This window comes from Sphingorhabdus sp. (genome assembly GCF_046154385.1).
GTDB lineage: Bacteria > Pseudomonadota > Alphaproteobacteria > Sphingomonadales > Sphingomonadaceae > Sphingorhabdus_B.
On sequence record NZ_JBJXFW010000035.1, the window covers coordinates 1 to 20,424 of the forward strand.

Consider the following 20,424-nt stretch of genomic DNA (forward strand, 5'->3'; position numbering starts at 1 on the left):
CTGGTTCAGCACCCAGAAAGCTTGCTCAAGCCAGCAAGGCGCTATAGAGGATTCTCACTTTTTCATCGTTCAAGGACAAATTATGCGCTTCACTCGCCTGGCACTCATTCTCGCCTCTGGCACATTATTGCTGTCCGCCTGCGGCGGCGTTATGCGTCCGAAAGCCGATCTTGCGGCAAGTCAGGTTACCACGATCGGCGTCAACAGCTATTTATGGCGGGCATCGCTGGATGCATTGTCGTTCATGCCGCTTGTTCAGACCGATTCGGCTGGCGGCGTGATTGTGACCGACTGGTATGTAAATCCGCAAAGCCCCGGCGAACGCATCAAGTTGACGATTTCGATTTTGGATCAGGATCTGCGCGCCGATGCCCTGCGTGTAGCGGGAAGTCGTGAAGTTTCCCAAAACGGACAATGGGTTGCCGCACCTTTGCGCGCAGCTACTGTGCAAAAAATGGAAGCCATTATCCTGACCAAGGCTCGCGACCTGCGCCGTACAGCCATTAGCGGATAATTATGACCCAGCCTGATCGTTTCAACCCGCACGTCGCCGACGGGCGGTGGCAGAAGATTTGGGAAGATCAGGCGAGTTTCGTCGCTGACGACGCTTCTCCGAAGCCGCGTAGCTATGTGCTCGAAATGTTTCCCTATCCGTCCGGGCGAATCCATATCGGCCATGTCCGTAATTATACGATGGGCGATGTGCTGGCGCGCTATAAGCGCATGACCGGCCACGAAGTTTTGCATCCGATGGGCTGGGATGCCTTCGGAATGCCCGCCGAAAATGCAGCCATGGAAAAGGGTGTCCATCCCGGCGGCTGGACCCGCGACAATATCGCCAACATGAAAGCGCAATTGAAACGGCTGGGTTTCGCGATTGACTGGACGCGGGAACTGGCAACGTGCGAGCCGGAATATTATGGTCATGAGCAGGCCTTGTTCCTGAAACTCTATGCCGCCGGTCTGGTGTATCGCAAGGAATCGGCGGTAAATTGGGACCCGGTGGACATGACTGTGCTCGCCAATGAGCAGGTCATTGATGGCAAAGGATGGCGTTCCGGGGCACCTGTGGAGCGCCGGAAGCTCAGCCAATGGTTCCTGAAAATAACCGATTTTGCCGATGAGTTGCTCGAAGGTCTTTCGTCGTTGGATCAATGGCCCGACAAAGTCCGGTTGATGCAGGAAAACTGGATCGGACGCAGCAAAGGCCTCACGTTCCGCTTCGCCTTTCCCGGATCGAACGGCGATGGTATCGACGTTTTCACAACGCGGCCCGACACCATGTTCGGCGCCAGCTTTGTCGCCATCGCCGCCGACCATCCGGTCGCTCAGAAATTGGCGGCCCATGCACCGGAATTGAGCGTCTTTATCGAAGAATGCCGCAAAGGCGGCACCACGGCCGCTGATATCGAAACGGCCGAGAAAAAGGGATTTAATACCGGCCTGACGGTTGAACATCCGCTGGATCCCAGTTGGCATCTGCCCGTGTACGTCGCCAATTTCGTGTTGATGGATTATGGTACGGGGGCGGTCTTCGGATGCCCCGCGCATGACCAGCGCGACCTCGACTTTGCGCGTAAATATGACCTGCCCGTCACCCGCGTGGTGTCCGACGGTGAACTAAGCGATAGCCATTTCACCGGCGACGTCGCTTATACCGGACCCGGCACTATTGTGAATTCGCACTGGATGAACGGCCTGTCGATCGAACAGGCCAAGGCCGACGTGATTGCAAAAGCCGAAACCGAAGGATGGGGCAAGGGCCAAACACAATATCGCCTGCGCGATTGGGGCGTCAGCCGTCAGCGTTACTGGGGTACGCCGATCCCGATCATCCATTGCGAAAGCTGCGGCGCAGTTCCGGTTCCCGAAGCACAGTTGCCAGTAAAACTTCCGGAAGATGTGACATTCGACATCCCCGGGAACCCGTTGGACCGCCATCCGACTTGGAGCAAAGTTGACTGCCCATTGTGCGGCAAAGCCGCGCGCCGCGAAACCGATACGCTTGATACATTCGTGGATTCAAGCTGGTATTTCATCCGCTTTGCCAGCCAGCCGGGTACCAAGCCCTTTGATCGCGCCATTGCGGAAAAATGGTTGCCGGTGCAGCAATATATTGGCGGCGTTGAACACGCGATTTTGCATTTGCTCTATGCGCGGTTCTGGACGCGGGCGCTCAATCATATCGGTATGATAGACGTGAAAGAGCCGTTTGCCAGCCTGTTTACCCAAGGCATGGTGACGCATCAGACATTTCAGGACGCCAAAGGTGCGTGGCTCACGCCGGAACAGGTAAGGCGCGAAGGTGCTGTCTGGACAATGATCGATACCGGCGCGCCGGTTACGGCCGGGCGCATCGAGAAAATGTCCAAATCGAAGAAAAATGTCGTCGATCCCGACGATATTGTCGACCAATATGGGGCCGATGCGGTGCGCTGGTTCATGCTGTCCGACAGCCCGCCCGAGCGCGATCTGGAATGGTCCGAATCCGGGATCGAAGGCTGCTGGCGCTTTGTCCAGCGTCTTTGGCGCTTAACCGGGCAGGTCAGCGGCGCGGGCGGAGACGATAAGGCTTTGCTTCGTAAAGTGCATCAGGCGATTGCCGGCATTGGTGCCGATATCGAGGCACTGTCCTTCAACAAGGCTGTGGCGAAAATATACGATCTGGCCAATGCCATAGAAAAGGCCGCGCCTTCGGCTTCGCGCGATACCGCTATCAAGACGATCATCCTGTTGTCCGCCCCGATGGTGCCACATCTGGCCGAAGAAGCGTGGACGAATTTAGGGGACGGCCTGATCGCCGATGCACCCTGGCCCGTTTTCGATCCCGCACTTTTGATCGAGGACGAAGTGACCATTGCATTGCAAGTCCGCGGCAAATTGCGCGATACGCTGACCGTGCCCAAGGGATTGGACCAGGACGCGATGGAGGCGCTTGCGCTTGCCAGCCAAAAGGTTCAGGCTGCGATCGACGGCGCGGAAATCCGCAAGGTCGTTATTGTGCCGGACAGGCTGGTCAACATCGTCATATGAAACGCTTTATTGCCCCCGTGTTGCTTGCCCTGATGCTTCCCGCCTGCGGGTTGCAGCCGCTTTACAGCGGGGGATCCAAAGGCGCTGTGGCTTCGACTTTGGGGTCCATCGCCGTCGAACCTATCCAGGGGAAAAGCGGATGGTTGATGCGTAATGCGCTCAGCGACCGGTTGGGCGCGCCGCAAGCAGACGCTGCTCAATTCCGGCTGGTGGTCGCTCTGGATGACCAGATCGAAGGATTTGGCGTGCGGGCCGATGATACCGTTACCCGTGAACGGCGCACATTGCGTGCGCGCTATCAGCTTATTTCACGCGCGACGGGCGAAACCGTTTTGGATGCGACGGCCGGCGCAGATGCAGGGATCGACGTCGTCAGTTCCGAATATGCCACCATCGCCAGCGAGAACACCGCGCTCGAAAACCTGACCCAGCGCGTGGCGGACCAGATTGTAACCCGCCTCTCGCTTTATGCAGGCGGCGAATGAGCACCGCCAAGGAACGCGGTTTCATTGGTGCAATCACAACGCGGCCCGACATCCGGCTGTTTTTTATTTTCGGCCAGGACGAATCTGCCAACACCGATATCGCCAGCCAGATGGCCGCAATATTGGTCGGCGCTGAACGCGTCGATATTGACAGTGACCAGATCCGGAATGATCCCGCTTTGTTGGCCGATGAAGCGACATCAATGTCGCTGTTCGGTGACAAACGCTATGTGCGCGTCAATTTTCGCCGCGAAGAAGGATTGGCCGCCGTCGAAAATCTGTTGGCGCTGGAAGGTGAAGCAAATCCCGTCATCGCCATTGCCGGCAACCTGACCAAGGCCAGCAAGTTACGCAAATTGGCGGAAAGCCACCCCCGCGCACTGTCATTTATAAGCTACCTGCCCGAAGAAGGCGACGCCGCGACGGCGGTCATGGGCTATGCCGCGACGTTGGGATTGAAACTTGACCGCAGCCTTGCGGCACGGATCGCGCGATATACCGGCCAAGACCGCAAATTGGCGCAAGCCGAAATCGAGAAACTGTCGCTCTATTATGATGCCTCACCCCAGCGGCCCGCAACGGTCGAAATTGCTGCGTTTGAAGCCCTTTCGGCCGAAACCGGCGAAGAAAATATAGGGGGGCTGGTTAACCAGGTGATGGGCGGCGAATTACGGGGAACCGGGCGTGAGTTGGTCGCCGCACGCGAAATGGGGGTCGAACCGATCCGTATCATCCGGGCGTTCCAACGACGGGTTACGTTATTGGCAACGTTACGGGCAAAAGTAGATAGCGGGTCCAATCCCGGTGCGGTGGTAAAGGCGACGAGATCGATATTCTGGAAAGAAGCTGATGATTTCGTCAAACAATTGGGGCGCTGGCCTTCGGCGCGGCTGGCGGGCTTGAATAGCCATTTGCTCGACGTGGAATCAAAGTTGATGAGCGTCCGCGAGAATCTGGCAATGGTGATATTGGAAGAAGAATTGATCCGCATCGCGCGCGCCGCAGCCCGCCGGGGCTAGGTCATTCATATTGAACAGTTATTGGGATACGCGCGCGGAACGTACCGGTTGCGTTGCCGCGGACAATCAATGTGCCGCCAAAAGAGAAATCCAGCCGACCTTGTTGATCCAGCCGTGAATTACCGATCAAGCTGGTCCGCAATCCGGCAATTTCCACGACACCACCTTGTGATGACGTCATGCGGGCAGTCGTGGGCATGTCAATTCGCACCGATCGGCCCGGCTGCCCCCTGACCACCGCGGTTCCGGCCAGGACCGAACCGCCCAAATCCAAAATGCCGCCGTTCACCCGGCGGGTTCCATTGCTGGGATCGACTTCAATGTGGCCGCCACCCTGCCCGGAAAGAGCGGCGCGACTGAAATCCAGCTTTGTGGTGATATCAATGGAAAGCGGAATATCCTGTTCGGCAGTTTCCGGCGTTTTGTTATCCGGTGCGGTGCACAAAAGACACGGACCCTCTCCCGCCGCCAAAAGCAACGGCAACAGCCCCAACGCCACCAAAGCGCGCAACTTATGACCTGGTCCTGTCATAACCTGTTCACTTTAGCGACGACATGGTAAACGAGTGGTTAAGTCAGCCCCTTGACCAACCAAAATCTGACCCCCACATTCAGGGTCTGGACCTGTTAAACGCGGAAAGGCCCGTGATATGAAAAAAGTTGAAAAGACCGACGCTGAATGGAGAGCAGAGCTCGACCCTGTGCAATATCATGTCCTGCGCGAAGCGGGGACGGAACGGGCCTTTGCGGGCAAGCTTACCGATGAAAAGCGCGAAGGTGAATTTCGCTGCGCCGGGTGCGGCACGGCATTGTTCGTTTCCGATACCAAATTCGATAGCGGGTCGGGCTGGCCCAGTTTTACGGCGCCTGCAGACCCAGCAGTGGTCGAGGAACATCGTGATATGTCGCACGGAATGGTCCGCACCGAAGTGCGCTGTGCCGCCTGCGAAGGCCATTTGGGCCATGTTTTTCCCGATGGTCCGGGCCCGAATGGCTTGCGATACTGCATTAACAGCGCGGCGCTTGAATTCGATCCTGAATAACTTGGTCCTTGTCGGCGAATCGCATTGGCATTAACACCACGCGCAATGGCACGTGCATATACACCAAATAGCGGACGCGGATCGTTCATGACATGGATCGCCCGCCTTTTCAAAATCGGCATTTTCGGGCTGCTGCTCGGCCTGATGGTGATCGGGATATTTGTCGCAATCGCGCGTGGCGAAATTGACAGTTTTGAAGATCTGAAAGCGTCACCCAATGGCCAAATGATCCGGATTCGGGCCGCAGACGGTACCGTCATCCAATCGCTTGGCCCCAGTTTCGGGCGTTGGCTGACATTCAAGCAACTGCCCGACGAGATGAAAGAGGCGATGGTCGCGGTCGAGGATCGGCGCTATTATATGCACCCGGGGGTCGATCCCATTGGTATCACGCGATCCTTTTATGTACGTGCGATAGAAGGCCGTTGGACGCAGGGTGGATCAACCATTACGCAGCAACTGGCGCGTAACGTGTATCTGAACAGCAACAAGGAATTCGGCCGTAAAATCCGTGAAATTATCCTCGCGCTCGCAATGGAAACCAAATTTTCCAAAGAACAGATACTCGAGCTTTATTTGAACAAGGTCTATTTTGGCGGCGGCGCTTACGGTGTTGATGCGGCCAGCCGCAAATTTTTTGACCATGGCGCCGAAGAACTCTCGCTTGCGGAAGCTGCTATTATCGCCGGACTGGTAAAGGCCCCGTCACGTTATTCCCCGACTGCGGACGCAAAAGCCGCGCTGGACCGCGCAGGAGTGGTGGTCGAGGTTATGCAGGACGCGGGCATGATCACGGCTGAACAGGCCGCTGCGGTCAAGCCTGCCCAAGTCAAGATCGCTTCCGAGCCGCCACAAGACAGTGTCCGCTATTTCACCGACTGGATGCTGCCGCAGCTCGACGGGGTGATTGACGAAACCGAAAAAGCGATTGACGTTTGGACGACACTTGACCTGAAAATGCAGCGTGCCGCGACAGCAGCCATTGTTGCCAATGCACCAAAGGGCACGCAGGGCGCTCTGGTGGCCATTGATCGTGATGGCGCAGTCAAGGCGATGGTCGGCGGAACCGATTATGTTACCAGTAACTATAACCGTGCCGTCACGGCCGTGCGGCAACCCGGGTCTGCATGGAAACTGTTCGTCTATCTGACCGCATTGGAATCCGGTTTTCGACCTGAGGACAAGGTTGTGGACGAACCTGTGGAAATCGAAGGGTGGCAACCCAAAAACAGCGGGGGAAGCTATGCCGGCGAAATTACGTTGCGGACAGCATTTGCATATTCCAAAAACACAATAGCCGCGAAAATTGGAGAAGAAGTGGGAACCAGCAGCATCGCCAATATGGCGAAGCGCTTTGGAATTACCACGCCGATCAATACCCAGCCTTCGATGGTTTTGGGAACATCGGAGGCGCGCGTAATCGACATGACCCGTGCCTTTGCCGCTGTCGCGGCCAAAGGTCGGAGCATCACGCCATATGGAATTACCAAAGTCACCACGATTGACGGTGACGTCATCTATTCTGCAAAGCCGCAAAAATCGATCCAATTGGTCGAAGAATGGGTTGCGGGCGGAATGACCGATTTGATGCAGACCGCAGTTGCGACCGGCACCGGACGCGCGGCCAATATCGGTCGACCGGCGGCTGGCAAAACCGGCACAACCAGCAGCAACAAAGACGGCTGGTTTCTTGGATTTTCAAGCGGCCTCACCACGGGGGTCTGGATGGGACGGGATAATGCCCGAGCGGTCGGCGGATTGGAGGGCGGCCGGGCACCGGCGCAGGCCTGGGCCGCATTTATGCGCGTTGCTGTGGCCAATCGGCCCGTCGAACAATTCGCCACCGAAGTCACCTTCCCCGAACGGCTGGAGGAAGAAGAATTATTGCTGGGCGCGGATGGCGAACCTTTGTTGCTGGATGAAAATGGCAACCCGATTGAAGGCGTCCCGTCTGTCGATGACCCGGGTCTTCCCGATGGCATCCGATCCGAGCAGTTGGATGAGGATTTTATCGACAAGGCGATCGGCCGCCGACCCGTGGATGCTCCGCCAGAGCCGGATGAACCGGCAGGGTTTTAAGGCCTAAAGCGCGTGCCCGGTCCGGTCGCGTTTTGTGGCGAGATATCGCGCATTATGCGGGTTGGAAGCGATTTGCAGCGGAAGCCTTTCGCAAACCTCTACACCCTCGGCTTCTAACCCGGCCACCTTTTCCGGATTGTTGGTAAGCAGGCGCACCGAGCGAGCGCCCAACAGGTCGAGCATCCGCGCCGCCACCGAAAAATCGCGGGCATCTATGGCAAAGCCCAGGCGGACATTGGCATCAACGGTATCAAAACCTTGATCCTGCAACGCATAAGCGCGCAATTTGTTGATCAGGCCAATGCCCCGACCTTCCTGACGCAAATAGAGCAATATGCCCCATTGGGCGTCGGATATCTGGTGCAACGCCTCATGCAATTGCGGGCCGCAATCGCATTTCAAGCTGCCCAGAACATCGCCGGTCAGACATTCACTGTGCAAACGGACGACGGGCGGTGACCCGTCGCGTTTTCCTATCACCAACGCGACATGGTCGGTTGAATCGGCCTGCGAACGGAACGCCACGATTTCGGTATCGGCATTGACCGCGACCGGCAAATTGGCACGCGCGGCGATCTGCAAATTATCGCTGTCGTCAAAGGCATCGACATCGGCGGGCGCAACCATATCATCGGTCGAAGCATCGGTATCCAAAACCAGAAATGCGGGCAGCAGTCCGGCCAGCCGCGCCAGTTCCATGGCGGCAACACAAGGGAACATATCTGTAACCGCCTGGGCCAGAAAAGGACCCTTCAACGGGTAAAGCAGATCAAGCGTCGGGTCGGCAATTGCCACTGCCATACTCATATCAAGATCCGCCGGGGCTGCGATACGGACGGGCAAATCGGTGTTGGCTGCGGCGCGCTGATTCACAAGCTTGAGAGTTGCTGCACGGCTTGCCGATAACAGCAGACTTGAAGCGCCCTGAACCGTAACCGCCGTTTCGATTGCGGCCACGCGTATCATTTCACCATTGTGTGTGATCCGAATGGGCCACCCGCGTCTTAGGGCATCAATGGCCCGTGCGGCGCGCTTCGGGTCACCGTCCGAAGAAGGGCCGATATTCAAAAGGCGAATTCCGTTACGATAGGCGCATGGTCCGAAGGTTTGCCCCAACCGCGGACATGCTTGTGCACCACATGGGCCTTGGCCTTGGCTTTCAGGTCGGGCGTAACCCACATATGGTCAAGCCGTCGGCCACGGTCCGATGTTTCCCAATCCTGCGCGCGGTAACTCCACCATGTGTATAATTTTTGCGAAGGGTCGACAAAATGCCGGGCGATATCCACCCAATTGCCGGCATCCTTGATCGCGGCAAGAAGCTCGCACTCTACGGCTGTATGGCTGACGACATTAACGAGCTGCTTATGGCTCCACACATCATGTTCAAATGGCGCGACGTTAAAATCGCCCGTCAATATATGCGCGCTGCTAACGCCTTGTGACCATATTTTCATCCGGGTCAGAAAATCGAGCTTTTGCCCGAATTTCGGGTTGGATTCGCGATCAGGAACCTCGCCTCCCGCCGGGATATAAACATTATCGATACGAATACCGCGGGTCGATTCCAGATTCAGCTCCGCGCTTATATGGCGGGCCTCCCCATTGGCTTGCCAATCTTCGACTTTGCGGTTTATCAACGGGACCTTGCTGACAATCGCAACACCGTGGTGCATGGGTTGCCCGTTGATCATCATGTGTCGATAACCCAACTGCCGAAAGAGCCCTTCGGGAAACAGGCTGTCGATCACTTTGGTTTCCTGCAGACATAAAATATCGGGCGCTTCTTCTTTCAGATAGCGCTCCACAATGTCGATGCGGGCGCGGACTGAATTGATATTCCAAGAGGCGATACGGAGTGTCTGTGACATAGGAGTAAAGCCCTAGAAGCAGGAATGGTTCTGGGCAAGTGACGGATGAAGAATATGGCGGAAAAAGCAAAGCCCTCATCCCGGGGGCATTTGGGATGAGGGCTAAGCTTGCGTTCGTCACGCGGATATCAGCGGCGGCTTTATCGTCGTGGGCAACAGGGGGAAAACCACACGAACTACCAACTGCTGATAGGAAATTTATACAATGACTTTCCTGTCAGCCAGATGAACAAGGCAGTTCAGTTTCGCGGTTGGTCGGGACCCAGCATCGCTTCGTCGTCACTTTAGGATTTACGCCGGACGGGACGGGGGTCCTTCCACGTAAATGCCGAACTCGCGATATTTATGTTATATTTTACGTCGGTGAGTCGGACTGTCGTCCGGTTGTTCTTGGAATCGAGGGCCACCCATCCATTCAGGGTAAGGCCACCTGGCGCACCGGGACGGCGCACGAAAATCATTGTGATGACCCCGAACTCCGGCCGCTTCGGGTCACGCACTTCTACGCTGGTCACATCGTCGGTCGACGTTTCAACCAATTTGCCAAAGCGCCGCAGATCCTGACCCGGATCAAGCAGCGCGGCCAGCGGGCTGTTGCGAATTGGCCAACGCTGGACTTGCCTTACTTCATAATCCACCACCGTCAGCGCCTTGCCGTCGCCTACTATCAACAACGGTACGTCCTTTTGATATTCAAACCTAACGTGACCGGGACGTTTGAGCAGCAACTTGCCCGAAAGCGTCCCGCCGCGCCGGTCGGTTTGGGTAAAACTGGACGACATCGTGCCAACCGCTTTCATATGCGCGACGACCTGGTCCATCTTGGACGAGCCGCTTTGTGCCGAACCTGGCATCGTCAGCACGATTGCGACAGGTGCGAATATCAGTGCGTATTTTCCGAACGTCATATTTTTGGATTCCAAGGGAGAATGTCATACGCATTGGCAAAAGGGCGTTGAACCATGTCTGAACGCCTAAAGAGGTTCGCCGTTCCGGTCACGCAGAACTTCGCGCCGTCCGATATGGTTCGGCCCGCTGATAAAGCCATCTTCCTCCATCCGGTCGATCAGCCGCGCCGCGCTGTTATAACCAATCCGCAATTGCCGCTGAATCCAGCTGGTCGATGCTTTCTGGCTTTCAAAGACGATCTGGCACGCTTTGCGATACTGGGCATCCTCTTCGCTGTCATCGCCGCCCATGCCGCCAAAGTCGAAGCCGCCATCTTCGGGTTCCTCGGTGACCGCCTGGATATATTCCGGCTGCCCTTGCCCGCGCCAGTGATCGGCAACGCGCCGCACTTCGTCGTCAGAAACAAAGGGGCCATGAATACGCGTCAAGCCGCGCCCGCCTGCCATATAGAGCATGTCCCCCTTGCCCAGCAATTGTTCCGCGCCCTGTTCGCCCAAAATCGTGCGGCTGTCGATTTTCGAGGTCACATGGAAGGAAATGCGCGTGGGCAGGTTCGCTTTGATAACGCCGGTGATAACATCCACCGATGGCCGCTGCGTCGCCATGATCAAATGGATACCCGCCGCCCGCGCCTTTTGCGCCAGCCGCTGGATCAGGAATTCGACCTCCTTGCCCGCGGTCATCATCAGATCGGCCAGCTCGTCGACGATGATGACAATTTGCGGCATCGGTTCATAGGCCAATTGCTCTTCTTCATATTGGGGTTGGCCCGTCATCGGATCATAGCCAATCTGGACCTTGCGCCCCAAAGGAGCGCCCTTTGCCGAGGCTGCGCGTACTTTTTCATTGAAGTTGGCAAGGTTGCGGACACCCAATGACGACATCATGCGGTACCGCTCTTCCATTTGCTCGACCGCCCATTTCAGCGCGCGAATGGCCTTTGCCGGCTCCGTCACAACAGGTGAAAGCAGATGGGGAATATCGTCATAGCTGCTGAGCTCGAGCATTTTCGGATCGATCATGATCATCCGGCACTGGTCGGGCGTCAGCCGGTATAACAGCGACAGGATCATACAGTTCAGACCCACCGACTTACCCGACCCGGTGGTGCCAGCGACCAGCAAATGGGGCATGGGCGCAAGATCGGCAATGACAGGATCGCCGGAAATATTCTTGCCCAAGACAATCGGCAGAGCGCCTTTCTGATCGGCAAAGGCGCTAGATCCGACCATTTCCTGAAACACAACAGCTTCGCGATTGGCGTTCGGCAATTCGATGCCCATCACCGTGCGCCCCGGAATCGTGGAAACGCGCGCAGATAAGGCCGACATATTCCGTGCGATATCTTCGGCCAGTTGAACGACACGGCTGGACTTGATGCCGGCCGCAGGCTCCAGTTCGTACATCGTCACCACAGGCCCCGGCCGCACCGCGACAATCTGCCCTTTCACATGAAAGTCGTCGAGCACCGATTCCAGCAATCTGGCATTGGCTTCAAGGGCGGCCTTGTCCAGCTTGGGCGCTGATATGGAAGGAGGCGGATCAAGCAGATCGAGCGACGGCAGGGCGTAGCTGCCAAAAAAATCGCCCTGCCGCGCGCCCGTTGAAAAGGCCGCTTTTTTCGGAGCCGCATTGCGGTCGTCAATAACCGGTGGCGGGCGATTTTCCGGCTCTACCGCCTTGCGTGGGGGTTTCGGTTCCAAAACCGGCGTCGGGGCTATGTCATCCACATCAGCCACGAAACCTGCGCCATTCCCGAATTTGGGAATCGATAATGCGGGAATGCGGAATAAGGGGCGTTCCAGCTGAAGTGAGCGGATAACCAGGGTAATTCCACCCAAAATAGTGCCCACTATCAGGATGACCCGGATGAGTGTTCCCAATGTGCCCTGAATTTGGCCGACCAAGGTGGTTATGCCGCTATCCAGCAACAAAGCGATTGTTCCACCCCAACCGGCAGGCAGGCCAATGTCGCTGCCATGTTGCCAATAGGCCATGCCGAATCCCATGATCAGCATCCCTGCGACACAAAAAATCAACTGCCGTTTCCACTGCGGCTGGGAAACGTCGCGCCATAGACGGCGGGCGAACACAAGCAATAACGGACACATAAAAATCGATGGCAAACCAAAAAGAAACAAGGCGGCGTCACCGAGATACGCACCTGTTTGGCCCATCCAGTTGTGCTGAACATTTGCAGCGGCGCTGTTGAAGGCTGCATCGGCAGGCGAATAGCTTAAGACCGACAATCCATAAAAGACAGCGAAGATACCAAGCGCCGCCGCGCCGATCATGGCGCTGCTCCGGATCAGCGAAGCGCGCATCATTTGCCGCCAATTGGCCATGTTATTCCTGGATGAAAACTTTGAAATACGCGACGCCATCGAAACACTGCTCTATTCGGTTAATACGCCCCCTTTTCGCCTTCGCCGGAGTCCCCGTCAAGCATTACGGGCAAAATCCTCCTTTGAGTCACGCCGTCAAATGCGCCATATGGACAATATGACGCAAAAAGCAGACGTAATCATCATCGGCGGTGGCCTTATCGGCCTATCGCAGGCGTTGGCCCTCGCAAAGCACGGCATCACCAGCCATGTTATTGATCGCGCCGATCCGGCCTCCATGCTCGCATCGGGCTTTGATGGCCGGACATCGGCCATTTCCAGTTCCAGCTTAAAGATGTTTGATGCCATCGGCTTTGCTAACGCATTGCACGGCCAAGGCTGCCCTATCGAACAGATCTGGGTTAGCGATGGCTTGAAACCCGGCTCGCTCGATTTTGTCCCGGGTGCCGATGATGGATATCTGGGGCAGATGTTCGAAAATCGCTTTTTACGACGCACATTATACGAAGCGGCGCAGTCCAGCGATGCCATTCACCTGCATATGCCCGCAGGCATAATTGCAAAAACACGCGATAGTTCTGGCGTAACAGTAAAACTCGACAATGGCGCTGCGCTCTCAGCCGATTTGATGATCGTTGCCGAAGGACGGCAAAGTACAACGCGCGAAGAGGCCGGAATAAAGATCGTACACTGGCAATATAAACATAGTGCGATGGTTGGCGCGATATTCCACGAAAAGCCGCATAAGAATATTGCATATGAAATTTTCTATCCATCCGGCCCATTTGCGGTGCTGCCCATGTGCGACAGTCCGGATGGACGGCACCGTTCCGCCATCGTCTGGTCCGTCGACGCGGCCGATGCCCCAGGGTATCTTAAGCTATCAGGCCGTGGATATGCGGCCGAATTGCACAAGGCCATGGGCGGGATTTTGGGCGCGGTCGAACTGGCCGCTCCGCTTTCCAGTTACAAGCTTGGCTTCCATCACGCAGGGTCGATCACAGCGGAGCGACTTGTTCTTATCGGAGACAGCGCCCATGGAATTCATCCGATTGCAGGGCAAGGGCTGAATCTGGGGTTGCGCGACGTGGCGGCGTTGACGGAAGTGCTTGTCGACGGACTGCGCCTGGGGCTTGATCTTGGCGACGCCCAGCTGATGGACCGTTACAGCCGCTGGCGCAGCGTCGATACGTTGATGGTGGCGATGTCGACGGACGGGTTGAACCGGTTATTTTCTATCCCCGGTAAAACCGCGTCGGCGGTCCGCCGTCTGGGCATGGGTATGATCCAGCGCACACGCCCCGCCAAAGCATTTTTCATGGCTGAAGCAAGGGGCGAAAGTGGCGCTTTGCCCAAATTATTGCAGGGCGTCACCGCATAACGAACAGCTCACCGGTTGCCACACGCTGCTATTTACCGCTAAGGGGAAATTCTTCCTATGGAACCCCTTAGTCCCTTTCCCTGGTTTGATGCCGCGACAATATTGGTGCTGATCGGCGTCAACGGGATTTTCGCGATGTCGGAACTCGCCATCGTTTCGGCGCGCGCAGCGAAGTTAAAGGCAATGGCCGATGGCGGCACGCGCGGCGCAAACACGGCATTACGCCTTGCGCGTGATCCCGGAAAATTTCTATCGACGGTTCAAATTGGCATCACGTTGATCGGGATTATAGCAGGGGCCTATTCCGGTTCGACGCTGGGGGAGCCGGTGGCGCAGCGACTTGCCTTTATCGGCGTTCCTGAAGACTGGGCGGATATCTTTGGCTTTGGAATTGTCATTTCGATCACAACTTATGCCTCGCTTGTGGTTGGCGAGCTGGTCCCCAAGCAATTCGCCCTGATCGCGCCTGAACGGATCGCCATCATTGTTGCCGGACCTATGGAGATATTGTCCCGCATTACGGCCCCGATTGTATGGCTTCTTGACCGATCGAGCGCCCTGATCTTCCGCCTGTTGGGGATGCGCCGGGACAGTCGGGAGGCATTGACCACAGAAGAGCTTCGCATGGTTTTTGCCGAAGCCACCCACGCCGGAATTATTGAAGAGCATGAACACAAGGTCATCGCCGGCGTCGTTCGATTGGCCGACAGGCCGGTACGCGAAGTGATGACACCGCGCACCGACGTTGACCGGATATCGGCCGATGCATCGGAAGACGAGGTGCGCGATGTGCTGGTGAATTCCCCGCATACCCGCATTCCGGTGACCGGCGAAAATGGCGATGACATCATCGGCGTTGTACAATCACGCGATATTGTTGCCGCCCAGATCAGCGGCAAGCGTCTGGATTTACGCGACCTGATGCGAAAGGCGGAAATTGTCCCGGATCAGCTGGATGCCATGGACGCGTTGGAAATCCTGCGGTCTTCGGACGTCCCGATGTTGTTGGTGCATGATGAATATGGACATTTTGAAGGGATCGTGACGCCGAATGATTTGCTGGCGGCAATTGCAGGTGAGTTTGCGTCCGATCAGGCGCAGGGAAGCGCGCCCAATATCGTAACCCTCGAGGACGGTTCCATGCTGGTATCAGGTGCAATGGCCGCAGACGCAATGGCCGAGATTTTGAGCATCGACCTGGCCGATGACAGGGACTATGCGACCGCCGCCGGTCATGTGTTGCATATCTTGCGGCATTTGCCCGAAGAAGGCGAATCGTTCATCGACCAAGGCTGGCGATTTGAAGTGGTCGATATGGACGGCCGGAAAATCGACAAATTGCGGGTAGCGCTTGCAAAAAAAGCAAGCATGAGTGACGAAGTTGAGGGCTTGTGATTAAGACAATGGCTCTATAACGGATTGCACGACGTTCAGAATTGGGGCCGTGATTCAGGCTCCTTAGATTCCACAGGATATAGATATGGCCGATTTCTTCCTTCCCAAGAACAGCAAAGTCCAAAAGGGCACCGTTCACGAGGCAAAAACGAACGGCAAGGTGAAGAAATTCAAAGTCTATCGTTACGATCCCGACAGCGGTCAAAACCCGCGGTACGACACATTTGAAGTCGATACCGAACAGTGCGGTCCGATGGTGCTGGATGCCCTCATCAAGATGAAAGGTGAACAGGACAGTTCGCTCACCTTCCGCCGTTCATGCCGCGAAGGCATTTGCGGATCCTGCTCGATGAATATCGACGGTAAAAACGGCCTTGCCTGCACAACGGCAATTGAAGATTGCAAAAGCGAAGTGACCATCACGCCGCTGCCGCATATGGAAGTCATTAAGGACCTCGTTCCTGACTTCACCCATTTCTACGCGCAATATGCCTCGATCAAGCCCTGGCTGCAAACCGTAACGCCCGAACCATCGGGCAAGGAAAGGCTACAGTCGCCCGAAGACCGGGCCAAGCTGGATGGTCTGTATGAGTGCATTTTATGCGCCTGCTGTTCGACCAGTTGCCCATCCTATTGGTGGAATAGCGACAAGTTTCTGGGACCGGCCATATTGCTGCAGGCCTATCGCTGGTTGGCCGACAGCCGCGATGAAATGACCGGTGAGCGGTTGGATGAACTGGAAGATCCATTCCGCCTCTATCGCTGCCACACCATCATGAATTGCGCCAATGCCTGCCCCAAGGGGCTTAATCCGGCAAAAGCCATTGCGGAAACCAAGAAAATGGTTGCCGAACGGCATATTTAAATTCGGGTCGGCGTTTGGAAACTCCCGCATTTGATAGCAGCCCTGACCCCGATCATCCGGGCTGGCTAAATTGGCAGATGACCGACACCTCGCGCTATAATGGCACGGTGCTGGGCAAAATGCTGATGCGAAGCGAAGGGGAAGGCAAGGCGCGCCTTCGTATGTTTCCCGAACATCGTCACAGCAATTTACGCAACGCCGTACACGGTGGCGTCACCTTGGGCTTTATCGATGTCGCCATGTTCGGCGCATCCCGCATGTTCGGCCTGATCGAGGCAGGCGCCGCCGTGACGCTCGATCTTTCGGTGCAGTTCATTGGTGCAGGGGTCATTGGCGAACCCTTGGATGCGGAGGTCGAATTGCTGAAAGAAACCGGTCGCTTGCTTTTCATGCGTGGTATCGTGACGCAGGGCAGCGAACGGGTCGCCGCTTTTTCAGGGACAATCCGGAAACCCACGCAACGATGATTGTTCGCGGTGAACTGCATGGATAAGGTCGAAGCCCGCTATGCCGCGTTGGTGGCGGCCAATGAACTCAAGACAGATACCGATCAGTCCGCCGCCATCATCGCGTTAACCCGGGTGCAGACCCAACTTGAAGCCGTGCCGCCGCGCGGAAGCACGATTTGGCGCTATTTGGGCAAAAAGCCTGACCCGGTGCGCGGGTTATATATGTGGGGCGGTGTTGGACGCGGTAAATCGATGCTGATGGATTTGTTTTTTGATTCGGTGAATATCCGCCGCAAAAAGCGCGTTCATTTCCATGAATTCATGCTCGACATCCACGCCCGCCTGAAACATGAGCGCGCAAAAGAAGAAGGTGATCCCATCCCGCCATTGGTCGCCGCCTTGGCGGATGAGGCGCGCTTGCTGTGTTTTGACGAAATGGTGGTCAATAATATGGCGGATGCCGCGATTATGTCGCGCCTGTTCACTGGCCTGATTGCCGCGGGCGTAACGGTCGTGACAACATCCAACCGCCATCCGGACGATCTGTACAAGGATGGCCTGAACCGTCAGCTGTTTCTGCCCTTTATCGAACTGGTGAAGGACAAGCTCGACATTATCGCGCTCAATGGCGCGCTCGATTACCGTCGCGACCGGCTGGGCGATGCCAAAACATGGCTCGTTCCCAACGGGCCGGAGGCAACCGCTGCCTTATCCCAAAGCTTTTTCCGTTTGACCGACTATCCACCCGAAGACCGCGCGCATGTTCCGGCACTCGAACTGGATGTCGGCGGTGGCCGGACGCTTCATGTGCCCAAGGCGTTGAAAGGCGTTGCCGTCTTTTCGTTCAAGCGCCTGTGCGCGCAAGCGCGGGGGGCGGCGGACTATCTGGCAATCGCCCGGCGGTTTCACACGGTCATCATGGTCGGTATTCCCGTGCTTGGCCCCGAAAACCGGAACGAGGCGGCGCGTTTTGTCACCCTGATCGATGCGCTTTACGAACATCGGGTGAAATTTCTGGCGGCGGCCGATGCCATTCCCGACAGGCTTTACCCGCAAGGTGACGGACGTTTCGAATTTGACCGCACCGTGTCGCGGCTTTTGGAAATGCAGTCGGAGGAATATCTGGCGGAGGGCCATGGTCCGCGTTAGGCTGCACGCAAAGGAGATGAGGATGTTCAGACATATATCGATAGTCGCGGCCGGCCTGCTGGCAATGACCGCAGTGCAGGGTCAGGCGCAAAATGCCCAACGCCAGGCGGAACGGGATCTTTTTGCGAAGATTGTCGAAATCCCCACCGTTGAGGGGCAGACCGCCGAGTTTAAGAAGCTGACCGCCTTGCTGACCGCGGAATTCCGCAACGCCGGAATCAAGGATGTGATCGTCAAGGATCATGACGGCACCCAAACGCTGATCGCACGCTGGCCAGCGGAAAAGCCGAGCGGGAAAAAGCCGATATTGTTGATGGCGCACATGGATGTCGTCGCGGCCAAGGAAAGCGACTGGAAATATCCGCCCTTCAAATTCCGGGAAGAGGGCGGCTATTATCTCGGGCGCGGGTCCAATGACAATAAGGCCGGATTAACCGGCATATTGATCGCCCTGCAATATTTGCGGGCAGAAAAGTTCCAAACCACCCGCGACATCATCGTCTTGTTTACCGGGGACGAAGAAACCAGCGGCAATGGTGGCAAACGCGCGGCGACCGAATGGCGGGCATTGATTGACGCCGAATATGCGCTGAACAGCGACGCAGGCGGCGGTTCCGTTTTTCCCGACGGCCGGGTGGAAGCATTTGGCATGCAAATCGCCGAGAAAACATATGCCGATTATAGATTGACCGCCACCAACCGGGGCGGCCACAGCAGCGTACCGCGACCCGACAACGCCATTTATGCGCTTACAAATGCGTTGACTGCGCTTGAACGTCACCGTTTCGAACCAATGATAAACGATGCCACCCGCGCCACATTTGCTGCATTGGCAAAGGGGGATAGCGGCCAATTTGGCGAGCTTTTGAAGCGTTTTCTAGCCGACCCCAAAGACCGCGAGACCGCCGATTTGCTGGAAGCGATGGACAGCGGCGGCACAAGGACGCGCTGCGTTGCAACGATGTTGTCGGGCGGGCACGCGCCCAATGCCTTGCCGCAAAAGGCCGAAGCCAATGTCAATTGCCGGATTTTTCCGGGCGTAAAGATAGAAGATGTGCGCCAGCAACTGCAGGCGCTTTCCGGTCCGGATGTGACAGTCACAGCCGTTGAAGGGTCCCAAACGCCCGAAACATCGCCGACGCCGTTGCGCGACGACATCACCGAAGCCTATCGCGCGGCGGTGGCGACGCGCTTCAAAGATGCGCCGGTCATCCCGTTTCAGTCAGCAGGCGCAACCGACGGGGCATTCCTGCGCGCCCGGGGAATTCCTGTTTACGGCTTTGGCGGGCTTTGGGGAATTGTCGGGCAAAGCGAAGGTGCCCATGGCCTGAACGAAAGGGTTTGGATCGAAGGGTTTCACGGCCAGATTCCGATCTGGATGGAGATGTTGAAGCGGGTGGCGGGCTAGCCGGACGCCAGTTAACGCTATTGCGAACTATTATCGCAAAAAGCCTTAACCTGTCGCCTTTATTGGGTTGTTATCCACAGCGATTCGGCGTAACGCGACGTCAATTCCGCTATAGGCCTTAAGGGAAGGATTTCGTTTCATGGCTCGCAAAAAAATTGCGCTTATCGGTGCCGGTAATATCGGCGGCACACTTGCCCATCTCGCTGCATATAAAGGTCTTGGCGATGTCGTCTTGTTCGACGTTGTCGAAGGCGTTCCGCAAGGCAAGGCGCTCGACCTGTCGCAATGCGGTCCGGTTGAAGGTTTCGATTCCAAGATAACCGGCACCAATGATTATGCCGATATCGCTGGCGCAGACGTCATCATCGTCACCGCCGGTGTCGCGCGCAAGCCCGGCATGAGCCGCGACGACCTTCTCGGCATCAACCTGAAGGTGATGAAAGCCGTCGGCGAAGGTATTGCTGCCAACGCGCCGAACGCATTCGTCATCTGCATCACCAACCCATTGGACGCGATGGTTTGGGCCTTGCGCGAATTTTCCGGCCTGCCGCACCATATGGTCGTCGGCATGGCAGGCGTGCTGGATTCGAGCCGATTCAGCCATTTCCTCGCCGAAGAATTCAACGTTTCGGTCAAGGATGTGACCAGCTTTGTACTCGGCGGCCATGGCGACACGATGGTTCCGGTGATCCAATATTCGACCGTCTCCGGCATTCCTGTTCCCGATCTGATTGCGATGGGCCTGTCGACGCAGGAACGCATCGACGCGATCGTCCAGCGCACCCGCAGCGGCGGCGGCGAGATTGTCGCCCTGCTCAAAACCGGCTCCGCTTATTACGCCCCTGCAACCAGCGGCATCGCGATGGCCGAAGCCTATCTGTATGACCAGAAGCGCCTCCTGCCCGCCGCTGTCCACCTGACCGGCCAATATGGCGTCGACAATCTCTATGTCGGTGTTCCTGTGGTAATCGGCGCAGGCGGCGTCGAGAAAGT

General features: G+C 56.6%; 18 protein-coding genes. 13 read left to right on the forward strand and 5 right to left on the reverse strand.

Features of this window, described 5'->3' with window-relative positions:
- The first annotated feature begins 82 nt into the window (after positions 1 to 82).
- From ACKVOS_RS06270 to holA, 4 genes are read left to right on the forward strand one after another with little or no spacing between them, the layout of a single operon-like run.
- Positions 83 to 514, forward strand: a complete 432-nt coding sequence (locus ACKVOS_RS06270) for a DUF3576 domain-containing protein (protein WP_409211160.1) — start codon at positions 83 to 85, stop codon at positions 512 to 514.
- A gap of 2 nt (positions 515 to 516) precedes the next feature.
- Positions 517 to 3,033 carry a leucine--tRNA ligase gene (gene leuS, locus ACKVOS_RS06275; protein WP_409211161.1) on the forward strand — a complete coding sequence of 839 codons (2,517 nt, stop codon included), beginning with the start codon at positions 517 to 519 and terminating at the stop codon, positions 3,031 to 3,033.
- Positions 3,030 to 3,518, forward strand: coding sequence for an LPS assembly lipoprotein LptE (lptE, locus tag ACKVOS_RS06280; RefSeq protein WP_409211162.1), 489 nt, complete (start codon positions 3,030 to 3,032; stop codon positions 3,516 to 3,518). Before leuS ends, lptE begins: the two co-directional genes overlap by 4 nt.
- The gene (holA, locus tag ACKVOS_RS06285; RefSeq protein ID WP_409211163.1) at positions 3,515 to 4,537 is read left to right on the forward strand and encodes a DNA polymerase III subunit delta; all 1,023 of its coding nucleotides are present in this window, start codon (positions 3,515 to 3,517) and stop codon (positions 4,535 to 4,537) included. The genes lptE and holA overlap by 4 nt, the downstream gene beginning before the upstream one ends.
- A gap of 1 nt (position 4,538) precedes the next feature.
- Here the strand turns inward: holA and ACKVOS_RS06290 are convergent, their stop codons facing one another.
- Entirely contained in the window at positions 4,539 to 5,069 is a 531-nt protein-coding gene (locus ACKVOS_RS06290) for a DUF4402 domain-containing protein (protein WP_409211164.1), read from the reverse strand.
- A 118-nt stretch (positions 5,070 to 5,187) separates the two neighbouring features.
- Here ACKVOS_RS06290 and msrB point away from each other — a divergent pair, with 118 nt between their 5' ends.
- Together msrB and ACKVOS_RS06300 are read left to right on the forward strand one after the other, a co-directional pair.
- Positions 5,188 to 5,580: a peptide-methionine (R)-S-oxide reductase MsrB gene (gene msrB, locus ACKVOS_RS06295; RefSeq protein WP_409211165.1), complete on the forward strand. Its 393-nt coding sequence runs from the start codon at positions 5,188 to 5,190 to the stop codon at positions 5,578 to 5,580.
- 45 nt (positions 5,581 to 5,625) lie between these two features.
- Positions 5,626 to 7,659, forward strand: a complete 2,034-nt coding sequence (locus ACKVOS_RS06300; RefSeq protein WP_409211166.1) for a transglycosylase domain-containing protein — start codon at positions 5,626 to 5,628, stop codon at positions 7,657 to 7,659.
- Positions 7,660 to 7,662: 3 nt separating this feature from the next.
- Here the strand turns inward: ACKVOS_RS06300 and ribA are convergent, their stop codons facing one another.
- The 4 genes from ribA to ACKVOS_RS06320 all read right to left on the reverse strand — a co-directional run bounded on the left by ribA (position 7,663) and on the right by ACKVOS_RS06320 (position 12,766).
- On the reverse strand, positions 7,663 to 8,721 hold the full coding sequence (gene ribA / locus ACKVOS_RS06305) for a GTP cyclohydrolase II (protein ID WP_409211176.1): 1,059 nt from the start codon (positions 8,719 to 8,721) through the stop codon (positions 7,663 to 7,665).
- A 2-nt stretch (positions 8,722 to 8,723) separates the two neighbouring features.
- Positions 8,724 to 9,530, reverse strand: coding sequence for an exodeoxyribonuclease III (xth, locus tag ACKVOS_RS06310; protein WP_409211167.1), 807 nt, complete (start codon positions 9,528 to 9,530; stop codon positions 8,724 to 8,726).
- Positions 9,531 to 9,814: 284 nt separating this feature from the next.
- Complete coding sequence (locus ACKVOS_RS06315) at positions 9,815 to 10,438, reverse strand: LolA family protein (protein ID WP_409211177.1); 624 nt, start codon at positions 10,436 to 10,438, stop codon at positions 9,815 to 9,817.
- 66 nt (positions 10,439 to 10,504) lie between these two features.
- On the reverse strand, positions 10,505 to 12,766 hold the full coding sequence (locus tag ACKVOS_RS06320; protein ID WP_409211168.1) for a DNA translocase FtsK 4TM domain-containing protein: 2,262 nt from the start codon (positions 12,764 to 12,766) through the stop codon (positions 10,505 to 10,507).
- A 175-nt stretch (positions 12,767 to 12,941) separates the two neighbouring features.
- Between ACKVOS_RS06320 and ACKVOS_RS06325 the strand changes: the two genes are divergently transcribed.
- The 7 genes from ACKVOS_RS06325 to mdh all read left to right on the forward strand — a co-directional run.
- On the forward strand, positions 12,942 to 14,165 hold the full coding sequence (locus ACKVOS_RS06325) for an FAD-dependent oxidoreductase (RefSeq protein WP_409211169.1): 1,224 nt from the start codon (positions 12,942 to 12,944) through the stop codon (positions 14,163 to 14,165).
- A 57-nt stretch (positions 14,166 to 14,222) separates the two neighbouring features.
- Positions 14,223 to 15,560 (forward strand): hemolysin family protein, encoded by a 1,338-nt coding sequence (locus tag ACKVOS_RS06330; protein WP_409211170.1) that lies wholly within the window; start codon positions 14,223 to 14,225, stop codon positions 15,558 to 15,560.
- Between the two features lie 85 nt (positions 15,561 to 15,645).
- A complete protein-coding gene (locus ACKVOS_RS06335) occupies positions 15,646 to 16,425 on the forward strand; it encodes a succinate dehydrogenase iron-sulfur subunit (protein ID WP_409211171.1) in 780 nt (259 codons plus the stop codon).
- 14 nt (positions 16,426 to 16,439) lie between these two features.
- The gene (locus ACKVOS_RS06340; RefSeq protein ID WP_409211172.1) at positions 16,440 to 16,892 is read left to right on the forward strand and encodes a PaaI family thioesterase; all 453 of its coding nucleotides are present in this window, start codon (positions 16,440 to 16,442) and stop codon (positions 16,890 to 16,892) included.
- 18 nt (positions 16,893 to 16,910) lie between these two features.
- On the forward strand, positions 16,911 to 18,023 hold the full coding sequence (gene zapE / locus ACKVOS_RS06345; RefSeq protein ID WP_409211173.1) for a cell division protein ZapE: 1,113 nt from the start codon (positions 16,911 to 16,913) through the stop codon (positions 18,021 to 18,023).
- A 22-nt stretch (positions 18,024 to 18,045) separates the two neighbouring features.
- Positions 18,046 to 19,431, forward strand: a complete 1,386-nt coding sequence (locus ACKVOS_RS06350; protein ID WP_409211174.1) for a M20/M25/M40 family metallo-hydrolase — start codon at positions 18,046 to 18,048, stop codon at positions 19,429 to 19,431.
- A gap of 139 nt (positions 19,432 to 19,570) precedes the next feature.
- Positions 19,571 to 20,424, forward strand: an 854-nt coding sequence (mdh, locus tag ACKVOS_RS06355) for a malate dehydrogenase (protein WP_409211175.1), incomplete at its 3' end; no start/stop codon positions are given.